14 protein-coding genes are annotated in these 14,520 nt (G+C 72.2%); 6 read left to right on the forward strand and 8 right to left on the reverse strand.

The features are described from left to right. Positions 1-7: 7 nt before the first annotated feature. The 4 genes from AB0F88_RS01190 (at position 8) to AB0F88_RS01205 (ending at position 5,033) form a co-directional block, all read left to right on the forward strand. Entirely contained in the window at positions 8-1,432 is a 1,425-nt protein-coding gene (locus AB0F88_RS01190) for an aminopeptidase P family protein (RefSeq protein ID WP_362676066.1), read from the forward strand. Positions 1,433-2,073: 641 nt separating this feature from the next. After that, the gene (locus AB0F88_RS01195) at positions 2,074-2,538 is read left to right on the forward strand and encodes a MarR family transcriptional regulator (protein WP_362676068.1); all 465 of its coding nucleotides are present in this window, start codon (positions 2,074-2,076) and stop codon (positions 2,536-2,538) included. A gap of 253 nt (positions 2,539-2,791) precedes the next feature. Next, positions 2,792-3,472, forward strand: a complete 681-nt coding sequence (locus tag AB0F88_RS01200; RefSeq protein ID WP_362676070.1) for an LppX_LprAFG lipoprotein — start codon at positions 2,792-2,794, stop codon at positions 3,470-3,472. A gap of 4 nt (positions 3,473-3,476) precedes the next feature. Beyond that, positions 3,477-5,033, forward strand: a complete 1,557-nt coding sequence (locus AB0F88_RS01205) for an MFS transporter (protein WP_362676072.1) — start codon at positions 3,477-3,479, stop codon at positions 5,031-5,033. A gap of 36 nt (positions 5,034-5,069) precedes the next feature. Here AB0F88_RS01205 and AB0F88_RS01210 read toward each other — a convergent pair whose 3' ends face one another. The 3 genes from AB0F88_RS01210 to AB0F88_RS01220 all read right to left on the reverse strand — a co-directional run bounded on the left by AB0F88_RS01210 (position 5,070) and on the right by AB0F88_RS01220 (position 7,337). After that, entirely contained in the window at positions 5,070-6,356 is a 1,287-nt protein-coding gene (locus AB0F88_RS01210) for an ArsB/NhaD family transporter (RefSeq protein WP_362676074.1), read from the reverse strand. Continuing rightward, positions 6,353-6,814 (reverse strand): CBS domain-containing protein, encoded by a 462-nt coding sequence (locus AB0F88_RS01215; RefSeq protein ID WP_362676076.1) that lies wholly within the window; start codon positions 6,812-6,814, stop codon positions 6,353-6,355. The genes AB0F88_RS01210 and AB0F88_RS01215 overlap by 4 nt, the downstream gene beginning before the upstream one ends. A 178-nt stretch (positions 6,815-6,992) precedes the next feature. Next, positions 6,993-7,337: a hypothetical protein gene (locus tag AB0F88_RS01220; RefSeq protein ID WP_362676078.1), complete on the reverse strand. Its 345-nt coding sequence runs from the start codon at positions 7,335-7,337 to the stop codon at positions 6,993-6,995. 173 nt (positions 7,338-7,510) lie between these two features. On the opposite strand from AB0F88_RS01220, the gene AB0F88_RS01225 reads away from it, so the two are divergent. Both AB0F88_RS01225 and AB0F88_RS01230 read left to right on the forward strand, forming a co-directional pair. Next, a complete protein-coding gene (locus tag AB0F88_RS01225) occupies positions 7,511-8,512 on the forward strand; it encodes a histidine kinase (protein ID WP_362676080.1) in 1,002 nt (333 codons plus the stop codon). A gap of 14 nt (positions 8,513-8,526) precedes the next feature. Continuing rightward, entirely contained in the window at positions 8,527-9,195 is a 669-nt protein-coding gene (locus tag AB0F88_RS01230; protein WP_362676082.1) for a response regulator transcription factor, read from the forward strand. A gap of 142 nt (positions 9,196-9,337) precedes the next feature. On the opposite strand, the gene der is transcribed toward AB0F88_RS01230, so the two are convergent. The 5 genes from der to AB0F88_RS01255 all read right to left on the reverse strand — a co-directional run bounded on the left by der (position 9,338) and on the right by AB0F88_RS01255 (position 14,240). Continuing rightward, entirely contained in the window at positions 9,338-10,765 is a 1,428-nt protein-coding gene (gene der / locus AB0F88_RS01235) for a ribosome biogenesis GTPase Der (protein ID WP_362676084.1), read from the reverse strand. Next, positions 10,762-11,397 (reverse strand): (d)CMP kinase, encoded by a 636-nt coding sequence (cmk, locus tag AB0F88_RS01240; RefSeq protein WP_362677885.1) that lies wholly within the window; start codon positions 11,395-11,397, stop codon positions 10,762-10,764. Before cmk ends, der begins: the two co-directional genes overlap by 4 nt. A gap of 113 nt (positions 11,398-11,510) precedes the next feature. Further along, a complete protein-coding gene (locus AB0F88_RS01245; RefSeq protein ID WP_362676086.1) occupies positions 11,511-12,593 on the reverse strand; it encodes a prephenate dehydrogenase in 1,083 nt (360 codons plus the stop codon). Positions 12,594-12,627: 34 nt separating this feature from the next. Then, positions 12,628-12,987 carry a chorismate mutase gene (aroH, locus tag AB0F88_RS01250; protein WP_362676088.1) on the reverse strand — a complete coding sequence of 120 codons (360 nt, stop codon included), beginning with the start codon at positions 12,985-12,987 and terminating at the stop codon, positions 12,628-12,630. Positions 12,988-13,064: 77 nt separating this feature from the next. Beyond that, entirely contained in the window at positions 13,065-14,240 is a 1,176-nt protein-coding gene (locus AB0F88_RS01255) for a pseudouridine synthase (RefSeq protein WP_362676089.1), read from the reverse strand. Positions 14,241-14,520 lie beyond the last annotated feature (280 nt).

A 14,520-nucleotide genomic window follows, 5' to 3' on the forward strand; every position in this document is an offset into this window, starting at 1 on the left:
GGACAAAATGACCCAAAAGCTCAACACCGGCAGCCACGACCTGCCGGTCTCCGACGCCCTCGCCGCGTTCATGACCACCGGCTGGGCCGACACGCACCGCGACGACCTCGCACCGCTGCCGCAGGCCGCCTACACCGCCAAGCGCCGCGCCGCGCTCGCCGCCCGCTTCCCCGGCGAGCGGCTGGTGATCCCGTCCGGCACGCTCAAGGCCCGCAGCAACGACAGCGACTACCGGTTCCGGGCGCACAGCGCCTTCGCCTACCTCACCGGTGACCAGGAGCCCGACGACGTGCTCGTCGTCGAGCCCTCCGGGGAGGCCACGCTGTTCCTGCGCCCCCGCTCGCCGCGGTCGGCACCGGGCCAGGCGGGGCAGGAGTTCTACCGCGACCGCCGCTACGGCGAGTTCTGGGTGGGCCGCCGCCCCGACCTGGCCGAGGCGGAGGCGATCCACCAGATCGCCTGCGCGCCGATCGACAGGCTGGACGGCGTGCTCGCCGGGCCCGCGCGGGTGCTGCGCGGGGTGGACGCGTCCGTGGACGGGCGGGTCTCGCCCGGCGGCGGTGACGAGGAGCTGGAGACGTTCCTCTCCGAGATGCGGCTGATCAAGGACGAGTGGGAGGTCGCCGAGCTGCAGTTCTCGGTCGACGCGACCACGCGCGGGTTCGAGGACGTGGCACGGGCCCTGCCCGCCGCCCTGGGGCACCGGCGCGGCGAGCGCTACCTGGAGGGGGTCTTCGGCCTCCGCGCCCGCCTGGAGGGCAACGCGGTCGGCTACGACAGCATCGTGGCCTCCGGCGCCAACGCGTGCGTGCTGCACTGGATCCGCAACGACGGGCGGCTGGCCGGCGACGAGCTGCTGCTCCTCGACGCGGGCGTGGAGACCGACCACCTCTACACCGCCGACATCACCAGGACCCTGCCGGTGTCCGGGCGCTTCAGCCCGGTCCAGCGCCAGGTCTACGAGCTGGTGTACGAGGCCCAGGAGGCGGCGATCGCCACCCTGCGCCCCGGTGCGCGTTTCCGCGACTTCCACCGCGCGGCGATGCGCGTCATCGCGGAGGGACTGCACGACTGGGGCGTGCTGAAGATCGGCGCGGACGAGGCGATGGAGCCCGGGAGCGGCCTGTACCGCCGCTACACGCTGTGCAGCAGCGGCCACATGCTCGGCATGGACGTCCACGACTGCGCCAGGGCCCGCTCGGAGGCCTACCTGGACGGCGTGCTGGAGGAGGGACAGGTGCTGACCGTCGAGCCCGGCCTCTACCTGCAGCCGGACGACCTGACGCTGCCGCCGGAACTGCGCGGCATCGGCGTGCGCATCGAGGACGACCTCGTCGTCACCGCCGACGGCGCCCGTCTCATGTCGGCCGGGCTGCCCCGCCACCCCGACGAGGTGGAGAGGTGGATGGAGAGTTCAGGCCTCGCGGGATGAGCGTCCGGGGGTGGGGTCGAGGAAGACCTGCGCCACCGAGGGGAACCGTTCCTTGAGCACGCGTTCCACCCGGTCGGCGGCCTCTTCCAGCCTCGCCCCCGTGGTGTCGTCGACGGAGTCGACGCGGGCGGCGACCAGATCTCGCCGGGGCCCGGCATCATGGTCAGGAGTTCCACCACGCTCTCGACCTCGGGCAGGGCGGCGATCTCCTCGCGGATCCGCTCCGTCAGCCTCCCGGGCGCGGCCTGGCCGATCAGCGGGGAGGCGTTGGCGCGGATGAGGTGGAGCGCGACCCACAGGAGCAGCAGGCCGATCACCACGGAGGCGGTCCCGTCCCAGAGGGACGAGCCGGTCAGCTGGGAGGCCAGCAGTGTGGTCACCTTACGTGTGTCCCGTCCCTCGCGTCCCACCGGTGACGCGACCTGTCCTGCCCGGCCGGCGGGACGGGGTCCGCGGGCGGGGAAACCGCGGGTTTCGTCACGTTGCCACATCGCCTACCACGAGCGATCGGCATCTTCTGAGGTAAGTTCTGATCTATGACCCTGAAGCAGGCTCCGCCGGGCGGGCGGGGTGGTCGGCCGGGGGACGGATCCGCCGGAGTCGCGACCACACGCGCGGCGAACGAGAGTGGTGAGCGACCGGTGAGCGAGCAGGAGCCCCGCTGGCTGTCCTCGATCGAGCAGCGGGCGTGGCGTGCCCACCTCGCCGTGCACAAGCTCCTCGACCACCGTCTCGACCGTGAGCTCCAGCCCTTCGGGCTCTCGGTCAACGACTACGAGATCCTGGTGAACCTGTCGGAGACCCCCGGTCACCGCATGCGGATGAGCGACCTGGCGGACGCCACGATCCAGTCCCGCAGCCGCCTGTCCCACCAGATCTCCCGGATGGAGGCCGCCGGCCTGGTCGCCAGGGAGACCTGCGCCGACGACCGGCGCGGCACCTTCGCCGTCCTCACCGAACACGGCTGGGCCACCATCCAGAAGGTCGCGCCACATCACGTGGCCGGCGTGCGCCGGCATTTCATCGACCTGCTCACCGACGACCAGCTGATCGAGCTGGAAGCGGCGTACGCACCGGTGGTGGACCACCTCAAGGGCATCCGCTGACCCGTGCCGGACGGCGAACCCCGCGAAGGCCACAGAACCCTCCGCCGGCGCGAGACCGGGCGGCGCGGGCCCGCAGAACCCTCCGCCGGCGCGAGACCGGTCGGTGGGGTCCGCGAGGACGTCAGCCGACGCGAAACCGGGCGGGGAAACCGGCGAGGACGCCGGGCGGGGATACCGGCCAGGACGCCCGCCGACGCGAAACCGATACCGGTCGTTACTCCTTAGTAGACCGGAGTGTCGTTACGATCCGCCCATGTCTGCTCGCCGGATCCTCATCACCGCGGTGATCGCCGCGTTCTTCCTGGTCACCGCGTGCAGCGGCAGTGGTGCCTCCGACGGCACAGCGGCCCTTCCCGACGGGGCCGACCTGCTCAGGAAATCCGCGGACGCGACGCGCGCCGTGAAGTCGGCCGCCTTCTCGATGGAGACCGAGGGCGCGCCCCCCGTACCGGTCAAGAAGGCCTCCGGCCGTCTCAGCGGGACCGGCGACGCGGACGGCACCCTCCAGATCGACGTGATGGGCAGTCTCCAGGAGATCAACTTCGTACTGATCGGGGAGACCGTCCACTTCAAGGGCGTGACCGGCGGCTTCCAGCGGATGTCGCGGAGCCAGCTGGCGGCGATCTACGACCCCTCCGCCATCCTCGACCCGGACAAGGGCGTCGTGCAGCTGCTGGCCAACGCGCTGGACGCGAAGACCCAGGCGGCGGAGAAGCTGGACGGCGTCGACGCCTACCGGGTCTCGGCGACGCTCTCCCAGCAGGTGCTCGCCACGATGGTGCCCGGCCTCACGCAGAGCGTCGACGCCGTACTCTGGATCGACAAGGCCACCAGCCGGCTGCTCAAGGCGGACCTGCCACTGACCGGCGGCAAGGTGATCGTGGCCTTCAGCGACTACGACGTGCCGGTTCAGGTCACCGCTCCGGCGGAGTGACGAAGTGACGACGAACCGCACCGCCCCGGAAGGCGCGCTCGCGGCCCGGCGGCGGACCGCCCTCGGCGTCGGCGGCACGGCGGTCCTGCTGGCGGCCCTGGACGCGTATGTGGTGGTCACCGTCCTCGTCGACATCGCGAGGGACGTCGACGTCCCCCTCAACCACCTGGAGCGGGCCACCCCGATCGTCACCGGCTTCCTGCTCGGCTACATCGCGGCCATGCCGCTGCTCGGCCAGCTCTCCGACCGCTACGGCAGGCGCCCGCTCATCCACCTGTGCCTGGCGGGCTTCGCCGTGGGCTCGGTCGTCACCGCGCTGGGCGACACCGTGCCCTGGCTGGTCGCGGGACGGACCGTGCAGGGCGTCGCGGGCGGCGCGCTGCTGCCCATCACCATGGCCCTGATCGGGGACCTGTGGGACGAGGACGAGCGCCCGGTGGCGCTCGGCGCGGTGGGGTCGGCCCAGGAGCTCGGCAGCGTGCTGGGCCCCCTGTACGGCGCGGCCCTCGCCGCCCTGGTCCCGGCCACCCTCCAGGTCGGCGGCGTGCAGCTCGGCGGCTGGCGGTCGATCTTCTGGCTGAACGTCCCGCTGGTGGCCCTGGCGGCGATCGCCGTGCAGCGGTCGGTGCCGCCGCCCGCCCGCGACCGGGCCCGCGGGACGGCCGAGCGCGTCGACGTGGTCGGCGGGCTGCTGCTCGCGCTCGCGCTCGGCCTGCTCGTGGCCGGTCTCTACAACCCCGACCCCGACGAGTCGGTCCTTCCCCCGTGGGGCATTCCCATGATCGTCGCCGGGGTCGTGTCCGGTGCCGCGTTCGTCGCGTGGGAGTGGCGCGCCAGGACCCGGCTGATCGACATGACGGGGGTGTCGCGCGGCCCGTTCCTCGCCACGCTCGGGGTGAGCTTCCTGAGCGGCGCCGCGCTGCTGGTGACCCTGGTCGACGTGCAGCTGTCGGCGCAGACGCTGCTGGGCCTGGACAGCCTGGACGGCGCCCTGGTGCTGTCGCGCTTCCTCGTCGCGCTCTCCGTGGCCGCGCTGGTGGGCGGTGTCATGGCCCGCCGCTACGGCGAGCGCGCGGTGACGGTGATCGGGCTCGCGGTGGCCGCCGCCGGATACGTCCGCATCGGCCAGTGGCCCCTGGACCTGGCCTCGGCCGGATACCGCATGGACGCCGACCTGATCGTCGCCGGCCTGGGGCTCGGCCTGGTGATCGCCCCGATCTCCTCGGCGGTGCTGCGGGCCGTACCCGCCGCCCGGCACGGGGTGGCCTCGGCGGCGGTGGTCGTGGCCCGGATGATGGGCATGCTGCTCGGCGTCGCCGGGCTGTCGGCGTGGGGCTTCCATCGCTTCCAGTCGCTCACCGCCGACCTGGACACGCCGCTGCCCTTCGGCGTGGACCCCCTCGTGTACGCCGGGCGGCTCGCCGAGTACCAGCGCAAGGTGAAGGAGGCGCTGCACACCGAGTACAGCGAGATCTTCCTGATCACCTCCGTCCTGTGCGGGGTGGGCGTGCTGGTCGCGCTGCTGCTGCCACGCGGGTCCGGGCGGATGGAAGAGGCCTGACCCGGACGCGGGCCGGAGCCGGAGCCCGCGGGGCGGTCAGGTGAAGTAGCGCAGCCACACGTACACCCACGCCATGAGCGTGCTCAGCGCCGTCACCACGATCCCGTACTTGGTGAACTGCCAGAAGCTGATCGGATGCCCCGTCCGTGCCGCGATGCCGAGCGCGACCACGTTCGCGCTGGCCGCCACCGCCGTGCCGTTGCCCCCGAAGTCGGCGCCCAGCGCGAACGCCCACCACAGCGCCTGCCCGGTCGCCGGGTCGGGGGCCTGCGCCACGATCCCCTCGACGATCGGCGCCATCGTCGCGACGTACGGGATGTTGTCGAAGAACGCCCCCAGCACGCTGGAGCCGAACAGCAGCGACGTCGCCGCGAGGAAGTAGTCGTCGCCGACCACCTCGATCGCCCACGTGCCCACCGCCGCGATCACGCCGGTCTCGACCAGTCCCGCGACCATCACGAACAGTCCCGCGAAGAACACCAGCGTCGGCCACTCGACCTCCGCCAGCACCTCCGAGACCGGGATCCGCGACAGCAGGAGCATCACCCCCGCTCCCACGAGGGCCACGATGGACGGCTCGATGTGCAGCACCGCGTGCAGGCCGAACCCCACCACCACCACGGCGAGCACCGCCAGGCACCGTACGAGCAGGCGGGGGTCGGTGATCGCCCGCCGCTCCTGCAGGGCCATCACCGCGGAGACGCGCTCGGGGTTGTACCGGAAGGAGCCCTTGAACAGCACCCTGGTCAGCAGGACGAACACGATGAAGACGACGACCACGACGGGCGCCATGTGCACCAGGAAGTCGTTGAACGTCAGCCCCGCCCTGCTGCCGATGATGATGTTGGGCGGGTCCCCGATGAGAGTGGCCGCGCCGCCGATGTTGGAGGCCAGCACCTCCGCGATCAGGTAGGGCTGGGCCGGGATCCGCAGCCGGTCGCACACGACCACCGTGACCGGCGCGACCAGCATGATCGTGGTGACGTTGTCGAGGAAGGGCGAGGCGATGGCGGTGATCACCATCAGCATGACCATGAGCCGGTACGGGTCGCCCTTGGACCGCTTGGCCGCCCAGATCGCCAGGTAGTCGAAGACCCCCGTCTGCTTGATGATCCCTACGATGATCATCATGCCGAGCAGCAGGAAGATGACGTTCCAGTCGATGCCCTCGTGCTCGGAGAAGAAGACCTCCGAGCCCGGTATCAGTCCCAGGACCGCCATCACACCCGCGGCGATCAGGACCACCTTGACCTTGTCGGCCTTCTCGGTGGCGATGAAGGAGAACGCGACCAGAAATATCCCCAGGGCGAGCAGCGCGCTCAAGGCTCACCGAGGCCGAAGACGGCCAGGCTGGTGAGGAGGCGCTCCAGGGTGATCGCCCCGACCAGCGAGGCGTCCCGGTCCACCACGGCCACGATCGGGCTGCGGGTCCTGGCCATCAGGGCGGCCACCTCCAGCAGGTTCGCGTCCGTGGGGACGGTCACCGGCCTGGCGGGATCGCGCGGCAGGCAGTCGCCGATGGTGCGGTTGCCCAGGTCCTGCCAGAACTGGTCGGCGTAGGCCTCGTCGATGGTCCTGGCCAGGGCGGGGTCCTCCTGGTAGGAACCGGGCACGGCCAGCCGCAGCACCTGGGTGCCGGGGAGCACCAGCCGGGGCCGCGAGAGGTCGTCCACGATGATGAGTCCCGGCAGGCGGCCGATCACCATGATCCGTACCGCCTTCGCGACGGAGTCACCCGTGGTGACCGTCGGGAGGCTCACCGCGATGTCGCGCGCTTGCATGGCACCTTCCCGTCGGGTGAGGTGGCGTACCGCGGACGGTGTGCTCACGACACCCCTCCTGTGATTCCTGTGGTTCGTGCGGTTCCCGCGATGCCGGTGGCTCCGGCGACGCCCGCGGCTTTCGCGATGCCGGCCGGCCGCCGTTCGAGGGCGGCGAGCCTGTCGTCCACGGCCGCCGTCACGACGCGAGCCGTTCCGCCCAGCGGATGAGGTCCTTCCGGCGCCGCACCTTGACGCGGGTGATCGCCACCAGCGCCACCTCGACGCCCCAGTGGCGGCTCCCCTCGCCGGCTCCGCGGGCGAGGTCGACCCGCCGAGACAGCCGGGACAGGTCGTGTTTCCCGACGTAGCGCCGGATCCCCGCTTCGGCGGCGGCCAGCTTGGCGTCGCCCGGCGAGCCCGGGTAGGCGGCGTACGCCACGGGGTCGGCGACGAAGACCCGGGCGGCCGCGTTGACCGTGATCGTGGCGCCGTCACGAGTGACGGCGTCCAGCCAGAGAATGCCGACATCGCTCGTACCCATCGCCCTCTCCCGTCTGCCGGTGTTCGCCGCTCCTCCATCCCATCGGGGTCGTCTCTCCGCCGCCATCGGGGCCGGCACCCATTCGAGCGGGGGCGGAACATGTAGGAGCGGCGCGCGGGAATGGGAGGCACCCCGCATGGACAGGCTCGTCCCGCAGCGGGGAAGCTGGTCAGATGAGCGAGCGCACCCACCGGGCAGCAGGAGCGCACAGTCCGGGGCGGATCCTGTTCAGACGGCTGTTCGCGATCAACGGGCTGGTCTTCGCGGTCGGTACGCTGGTGCTCGCCCTTTCCCCCGCCACCGTGTCCTCGCCGGTGCTCCTGGCCGAGATCCCGGTGCTGACGATCGGCCTGGCGCTGATGCTGGCGGCCAACGCCCTCCTCCTGCGCACCAGTCTGGCCCCGCTCGACGCGCTCACGACCCTGATGCAGCGCGTGGACCTGCTGCACCCCCACGACCGGCTGCCCAGCGGCGGCAACCGCGACCTGGCCCACCTGATCGACACCTTCAACGCGATGCTCGACCGGCTGGAGGCCGAGCGCAGCGCCAGCAGCGCCCACGCCCTCGCCGCCCAGGAGAACGAGCGGCGCCGCATCGCCCGCGAGCTGCACGACGAGATCGGCCAGAGCCTCACGGTGGTCCTGCTGAGTCTCAAGCACGCCGCCGACCGCGCGCCCCGCGACCTGCGCGAGGAGCTGCACGGGGTGCAGGAGAGCGTCCGCGCGAGCCTGGACGAGGTGGGGCAGGTCGCCCGCCGCCTGCGTCCCGGCGTGCTGGAGGACCTCGGCCTGCAGAGCGCCCTCAACGCGCTGAGCAGCGACTTCTCCCAGAGCAGCGGCGTTCCCGTGACCCGCAGGGTCGAGGCCGACCTGCCCTCGCTGAGCGAGGAGGTCGAGCTGGTCCTCTACCGCATCGCCCAGGAGGGCCTGACCAACGCGGCCAGGCACGCCCGGGCGTCCCGCGTCGAGCTCTCGCTGACCACCGGGCCCGACGGCCTCGAGCTGCGCATCACCGACGACGGCCGCGGCGGCGTACGCCACGAGGGGGCCGGGATCCGCGGGATGCGGGAGCGCGCCCTGCTCATCGGCGCCCGGCTGGCCGTGACCTCTCCGCCGGACGGCGGCACCGACGTCCGCCTCACCGTACCGCCCGACACCGAGCGGAGAGTCCTGTGAACCCTGGGAGTCCCGTGAGTTCCGCGAGCCCCGCGCGTCCCACCAGGATCCTGCTGGCCGACGACCACGCCCTGGTCCGCCGCGGGCTGCGGCTGATCCTGGACGCCGAACCCGACCTCACGGTGGTGGCCGAGGCCGCCAACGGCGCCGAAGCGGTGGAGGCCGCCGCCCCCGAGGCGGTCGACCTGGCGATCCTGGACATCGCGATGCCCCGCATGACCGGCCTGCAGGCGGCCCGCGAGATCTCCCGGCGGGCCCCCGGCATCCGGTTGCTGATCCTGTCGATGTACGACAACGAGCAGTACTTCTTCGAGGCGCTCAAGGCCGGAGCCTCGGGCTACGTGCTGAAGTCCGTGGCCGACCGCGACCTGCTGGAGGCGTGCAGGGCGGCGATGCGCGGCGAGCCGTTCCTGTACCCGGGTGCCGTCACCGCCCTGATCCGGCACTACCTGCAGCGCGACAGGCTCGGACAGAGCATGCCGGAGAGCATCCTGACCCCGCGCGAGGAGGAGATCGTCAAGCTGATCGCCGAGGGCAACTCCGCCAAGCGGATCGCCGAGACCCTGTTCATCAGCGTGAAGACCGTCGACCGGCATCGCGCCAACATCCTGCAGAAGCTCGGCATGCGCGACCGGCTCGACCTCACCCGGTACGCCATCCGGGCGGGCCTGATCGAACCCTGAGATCCCCGGGAGAACCAGGACCCGGACGACGCGCGAACGGCCCGGCGCGGGCCGGGCCGTTCGGGGCCACCGCCCCGGACAGGGCTCCTGTCCGGGGCTCCTATCCGGGGTGGGGCCTCCGCCCCGGACGGGATTGCCGCCGCTACTTCTTCTTCTGCCCCTGGCGCTTCTCGCGGATCTTCATGGTGACCTCGATGGGCGACCCGGCGAAGCCGAACTCCTCGCGGATCCGGCGCTCGATGAAGCGGCGGTAGGTCTCCTCCAGGAAGCCCGAGGTGAACAGCACGAACTTCGGCGGCTCCGTCGACGCCTGCGTGGCGAAGAGGATCTTGGGCTGCTTGCCGCTGCGGACCGGTGGCGGGGTGGCCGCGACCAGGTCGGTCAGGAAGGCGTTCAGGCGGGCCGTGGGCACCCGGGTCGACCAGGAGTCGAGGGCCTTCTCGATCGCCGGGACGATCCGGTCGACGTGCCAGCCGTTCTTGGCGGAGATGTTGATCCGCAGCGCCCACGGCACGCGGACGAGCTGGCGGTCGATCTCCTTCTCCAGGTAGTAACGGCGGTCCTCGTCGAGCAGGTCCCACTTGTTGAACGCCACGACCATGCACCGGCCGGACTCGATCACCAGGGAGATGATCCGCAGGTCCTGCTCGGTCAGCACGTCGCTGGCGTCGATGAGCACCACCGCGATCTCCGAGCGCTCCAGGGCTCCCCGGGTGCGCATGCTCGCGTAGAAGTCGGCGCCCTTGAGTTCGCGGTCACGCCGCCTGATCCCGGCGGTGTCGACGAAGCGCCAGGTCTTGCCGCCGAGCTCGACCAGCTCGTCCACCGGGTCACGGGTGGTGCCCGCCATCGGGTCGACGAGCACGCGCTCGGAGCCCGCCAGCTTGTTCAGCAGCGAGGACTTGCCCACGTTGGGCTTGCCGACCAGGGCGACCCTGCGCGGGCCGCGCTCGGGGCCGAAACGCTGCTCGGGCGTCTCCGGCAGCTTCTCGAGGATCACGTCCAGCAGGTCGCCGCTGGAGCGGCCGTGCAGGGCCGAGACCGGCTGCGGCTCGCCCAGGCCGAGGGCCCACAGCCCGGCGGCCTCCAGCTCCATCTGCTGGTTGTCGACCTTGTTGGCGGCGAGGATGACCGGCTTGCCGGACCCGCGCAGCACGTGGCCGACGATCTCGTCCGCGTCGGTCACGCCCACGACGGCGTCGACCACGAACAGGATCACGTCGGCCAGCTCGGCCGCGACCTGGGCCTGCTCGGCGATCTTCAGCGCCATGCCGGTCGCGTCGGGGTCCCAGCCTCCGGTGTCGACCACCGTGAACCGGCGCCCCCGCCACGTGGCGTCGTACGTGACCCGGTCGCGGGTCACCCCCGGCACGTCCTCCACGACCGCCTCCCGGCGGCCGATGATCCGGTTGACCAGGGTGGACTTGCCCACGTTGGGGCGGCCCACCACGGCCACTACCGGCTGCGGGGCCGTGTCGGGCCCCACATCCCGCTGCGAGCTGTCGTCGGTCCCCGAATCGGCGAGCTCCGCGTCGATCCAGCCGTTTTCGTCCTCGTATACCCCGGTCACGCCTTTTCCTTAATCACACGCAGTATTTCGGCGATGACCTCTTCGAGGTTCAGCGCCGTGGTGTCGAGCTCGACGGCGTCGGCCGCCTTCGCCAGCGGGTCTGCCTTCCTGGTCGAGTCGAGGGTGTCGCGGCGGGCCATCGCGGCCCGCTGCGCCGCCACCGTGGTGCCGGCGAGCTCCGCCGTGCGGCGCAGCGCCCTGGCGTCCGCGCTCGCGGTCAGGTAGATCTTGACCGCGGCGCCGGGCGCCACCACCGTGCCGATGTCACGGCCCTCGACGACGATGCCGCCCGAGCCGATGATCTCACGCTGCTCGGCCACCAGGCGGTGGCGTACCTCGGGCACCGCGCTGACCGCCGAGACGGCCGCGGTGACCTCGGCGGTGCGGATCGGCGCGACGGCGTCGACGCCGTCGACCGCCACCACCGCCGTGTCCGGGTCGGTGCCCAGCGTGAGAACCGGGTCGAGCGCCCTGGCGGCGATCGCCTCGGGATCGGCGAGGTCGACGCCCTTCTGGAGCATCCACCAGGTGATCGCCCGGTACATCGCGCCGGTATCGAGGTAACGCAGCCCCAAGGCTCGCGCCACCCCTCGTGACGCGCTCGACTTGCCCGATCCCGAAGGACCGTCCATGGCGACGACCAGTCCGGTCACGACGCCTCTCCCTTGCAGCCCGCTTCAGTTGTCCGTACGAGGCTACCGGGAGCCGGGAAGGAACCACGCATCGAGCGAGAAGGCGGACGGGGTCACGGCAGGTGCCAGCCGTTCTCCCGCAGGGCCTCGGCCAGCGCCTCCACCGCCTCCGGCTGCACCCAGAGCTCGGCGGCGCCCAGCGGCAGCCCGGGGGCGTGCTCGAGCCGGACGTCCTCGATGTTGACGCCCGCCTCCTTGGCCGCCTGGAACAGCCGGGCCAGCTCGCCGGGCCGGTCGCCGACGATGACCTGGACGGCCGTGTAGGTGCGCGCGGGACCACCGTGCTTGCCGGGGATCCGGCCCGTGCCCGCGACGCCCCGGTACAGCAGCTCGGTGACGCGGGTCATGGCGCCGGGGTCGGCGGAGGCCGCCGAGGTACGGAGCGAGGCCGCCGCGGCGGCCAGGTCGGCCGCCACCGCCTCCAGCACCTCGGCCACCGGCAGCGCGTTGCCCGACAGGATCCCGGTCCACAGCCTCGGGTCGCCCGCCGCGATGCGGGTGACGTCGCGCACCCCCGGCCCGGCCAGGCCGAGCGCGGAGGCCGACGCCTCCGCGAGACGGGCGGCCACCGCGGAGGCGGTCACGTGCGGGGCGTGTGAGACGACCGCCACGGCCCTGTCGTGCTCCTCGGCACCGATCCTGACCGCCTCGCCGCCGCAGAGCTTGACGAGCCCGTACAGGGCCTCCACGGCGTCGGGCGAGGTCTCCTCGGTCGGGCACAGCGCCCACGGGCGCCCGAGGAACAGGTCGGCCCGCGCCGCGGCGGGACCGGAGCGCTCGCGTCCGGCGAGCGGGTGCCCGGCGACATAGGTCGTCAGGTCGCAGCCGAGGCTCGCGGCCTCCCTGAGCGGGAGCGCCTTCACGCTGGCCACGTCGGTGTAGAAACGGGCCGCACCGGCCTTCTGGAGGGCGGCGAGCCGCTCCGCGACCGCCTGCGGCGGGACCGCGATGATCGCGACGTCCACCGTCACGCCCTCGGCCCACTCGACGCCGGCGCCCAGTTCCCGCGCCAGCCGCAGGGATCCCGCGTCGCGGTCGTCCAGGTGGACGGCCACGCCCTGCTCGCGCAGGGCCAGCGCGATCGAGGTGCCGATCAGTCCCGTGCCGACGACCAGGACGCTTCCGAGGCCGCTCACCCGAACCCCCCGGAGGTGGTTCCGCATAAGGGGCTCACTGGGCGATGTCCACGCGAAGGGCGACCGCGCCACGCAGGTAGACGTGCTGGATGTCCTGGCGGGGCCGGTCGACCTCGACGTGGGCCATCAGCCGCACCACGCGGGGCAGCGCGCCGGGGACGTCGATCTCGGAGGCGCAGATCAGCGGGACGTCGTGGAAGCCGAGCTTGCGGGCGGCAAGGGCGGGGAACTCGGCGGTGAGATCGGGCGTGGCCGTGAAGATCACGCTGATCACGTCGTCGGTGGTGAGCCTGTTGCGCCCCATCACCTCCGCGACCAGTTCGGTGACCCCGGACAGGATGTCGTCCCGGTCGTTGGACTCGACCTGGATCGCACCGCGGATCGCCCGCACCATCGTCGTTCCTCCAGTCCCTCCGCGCCGGACCATCCTCGAGGATGATCCGGCGCGTCCTAACACACGTTCAGGGAAGGCTACAACCCGACGGCGGCGTAGAGTTCCCCGACTTCCGTGAGGGTCAGCGCACGCACGGTGCCCGGCTTGAGGCGGCCGAGCTTGACCGGGCCGAACTCGATGCGGGCCAGGTCGATGACCGGGTGCCCGACCTCCTCCAGCATGCGGCGGACGATGTGCTTGCGACCCTCGTGCAGCACGATCTCGATCAGCGCCTGCTGTCCGTGCTCCTGGACCAGGGCGAAGGAGTCGGCCTTGGCGAGGCCGTCCTCCAGCTCGACGCCCTTCTTCAGGCGGCGGCCGAGGTCGCGCTCGATCCGGCCGGGAACCTTCGCCCAGTACTTCTTCTGGACGCCGTAGCTCGGGTGGGTGAGCCTGTTGGCCAGCTCGCCGTCGTTGGTGAGCAGGATCAGGCCCTCGGTCTCGGTGTCGAGGCGTCCCACGTGGAACAGCCGCTCGGTGCGGTCGGCCACGAAGTCGGCCAGCGAGGGACGGCCGTCCGGGTCGGACATGGTGCTGACGACGCCGATCGGCTTGTTGATCGCGAGGTAGACCAGGTCGGGCATGGTCGGCAGGCGCTTGCCGTCGACGTGGATGACCTGCCTGGCGGGGTCGACCCGGGCGCCGAAGCGGCGGACCACCTGGCCGTCGACCGTCACCCGGCCCTCGCCGATCATGTCCTCGCAGGCCCGGCGGCTGGCGACGCCCGCCTGGGCGAGGACCTTCTGCAGCCGGATGCCGTCGGGAACCTCGGTGGTGTCGCGCTCGTCGACGTAGTCGCGGTCGTAGAAGTCGGAGTCGCGCTTGGGCTGGCGAGCGGTCTTGAACCGGTCGTTCGCGATCGTGCCCGGCCTGAGCGGCGCCTTCGCCGCGGGGGCCCGGCCGGTGGATCGGTCACCGGAGCGGTCCGCGGGGGCCCGGCGCTCGCCGTACGCCCCGGCGCTGCCGCCACCGATGGTCTGGACGTCGTCCCGGCGCCCGGTCCTGCCGAAGCGGCCACGGGAGCCACCGGCGGGCGCGTCGCCGCGACCGCGGTCGGAGCCGGGCCTGCCGCGCGAGCCGTCACGGTCGGCGCGGAAGCCGCCGCGGTCGTCGCGGCGCGGGCCGTCGGAGCGGTAACCGCCCTGCGAACCGCCCTGCGAACCGCCCGAGGGCCTGCCCCCGCCGTACTGGCTCCGCGAACCGTCCCGCTCCACCCGGAAACCACCGCGGTCATCACGACGCGGACCGTCGGAACGGAAACCACCGGACGACGAACCACCGCGGTCATCGCGACGCGGCCCGTCGGAGCGGAAACCACCGGACGACGAACCGCCACGGTCATCGCGACGCGGGCCGTCGGAGCGGAAGCCACCGCGGTCGTCACGACGCGGGCCGTCGGAACGGAAGCCACCGCGCGAACCGCCGAACGACGAACCTCCACGGTCGTCGCGGCGCGGGCCGTCGGAACGGTAACCGCCCTGCGAACCCCCCACG

The sequence above is a fragment of the Streptosporangium sp. NPDC023963 genome, assembly GCF_040639135.1.
Taxonomy (GTDB): domain Bacteria; phylum Actinomycetota; class Actinomycetes; order Streptosporangiales; family Streptosporangiaceae; genus Streptosporangium.

Bases quoted from the DNA above. Each gene is read 5' to 3' on its own strand.
- cmk (WP_362677885.1), bottom strand. From the start codon at position 11,397: ATGGACGGTCCTTCGGGATCGGGCAAGTCGAGCGCGTCACGAGGGGTG.
- AB0F88_RS01215 (WP_362676076.1), bottom strand. From the start codon at position 6,814: ATGCAAGCGCGCGACATCGCGGTGAGCCTCCCGACGGTCACCACGGGT.
- AB0F88_RS01225 (WP_362676080.1), top strand. From the start codon at position 7,511: ATGAGCGAGCGCACCCACCGGGCAGCAGGAGCGCACAGTCCGGGGCGG.
- AB0F88_RS01220 (WP_362676078.1), bottom strand. From the start codon at position 7,337: ATGGGTACGAGCGATGTCGGCATTCTCTGGCTGGACGCCGTCACTCGT.
- AB0F88_RS01190 (WP_362676066.1), top strand. From the start codon at position 8: ATGACCCAAAAGCTCAACACCGGCAGCCACGACCTGCCGGTCTCCGAC.
- aroH (WP_362676088.1), bottom strand. From the start codon at position 12,987: ATGGTGCGGGCGATCCGCGGTGCGATCCAGGTCGAGTCCAACGACCGG.
- AB0F88_RS01200 (WP_362676070.1), top strand. From the start codon at position 2,792: ATGTCTGCTCGCCGGATCCTCATCACCGCGGTGATCGCCGCGTTCTTC.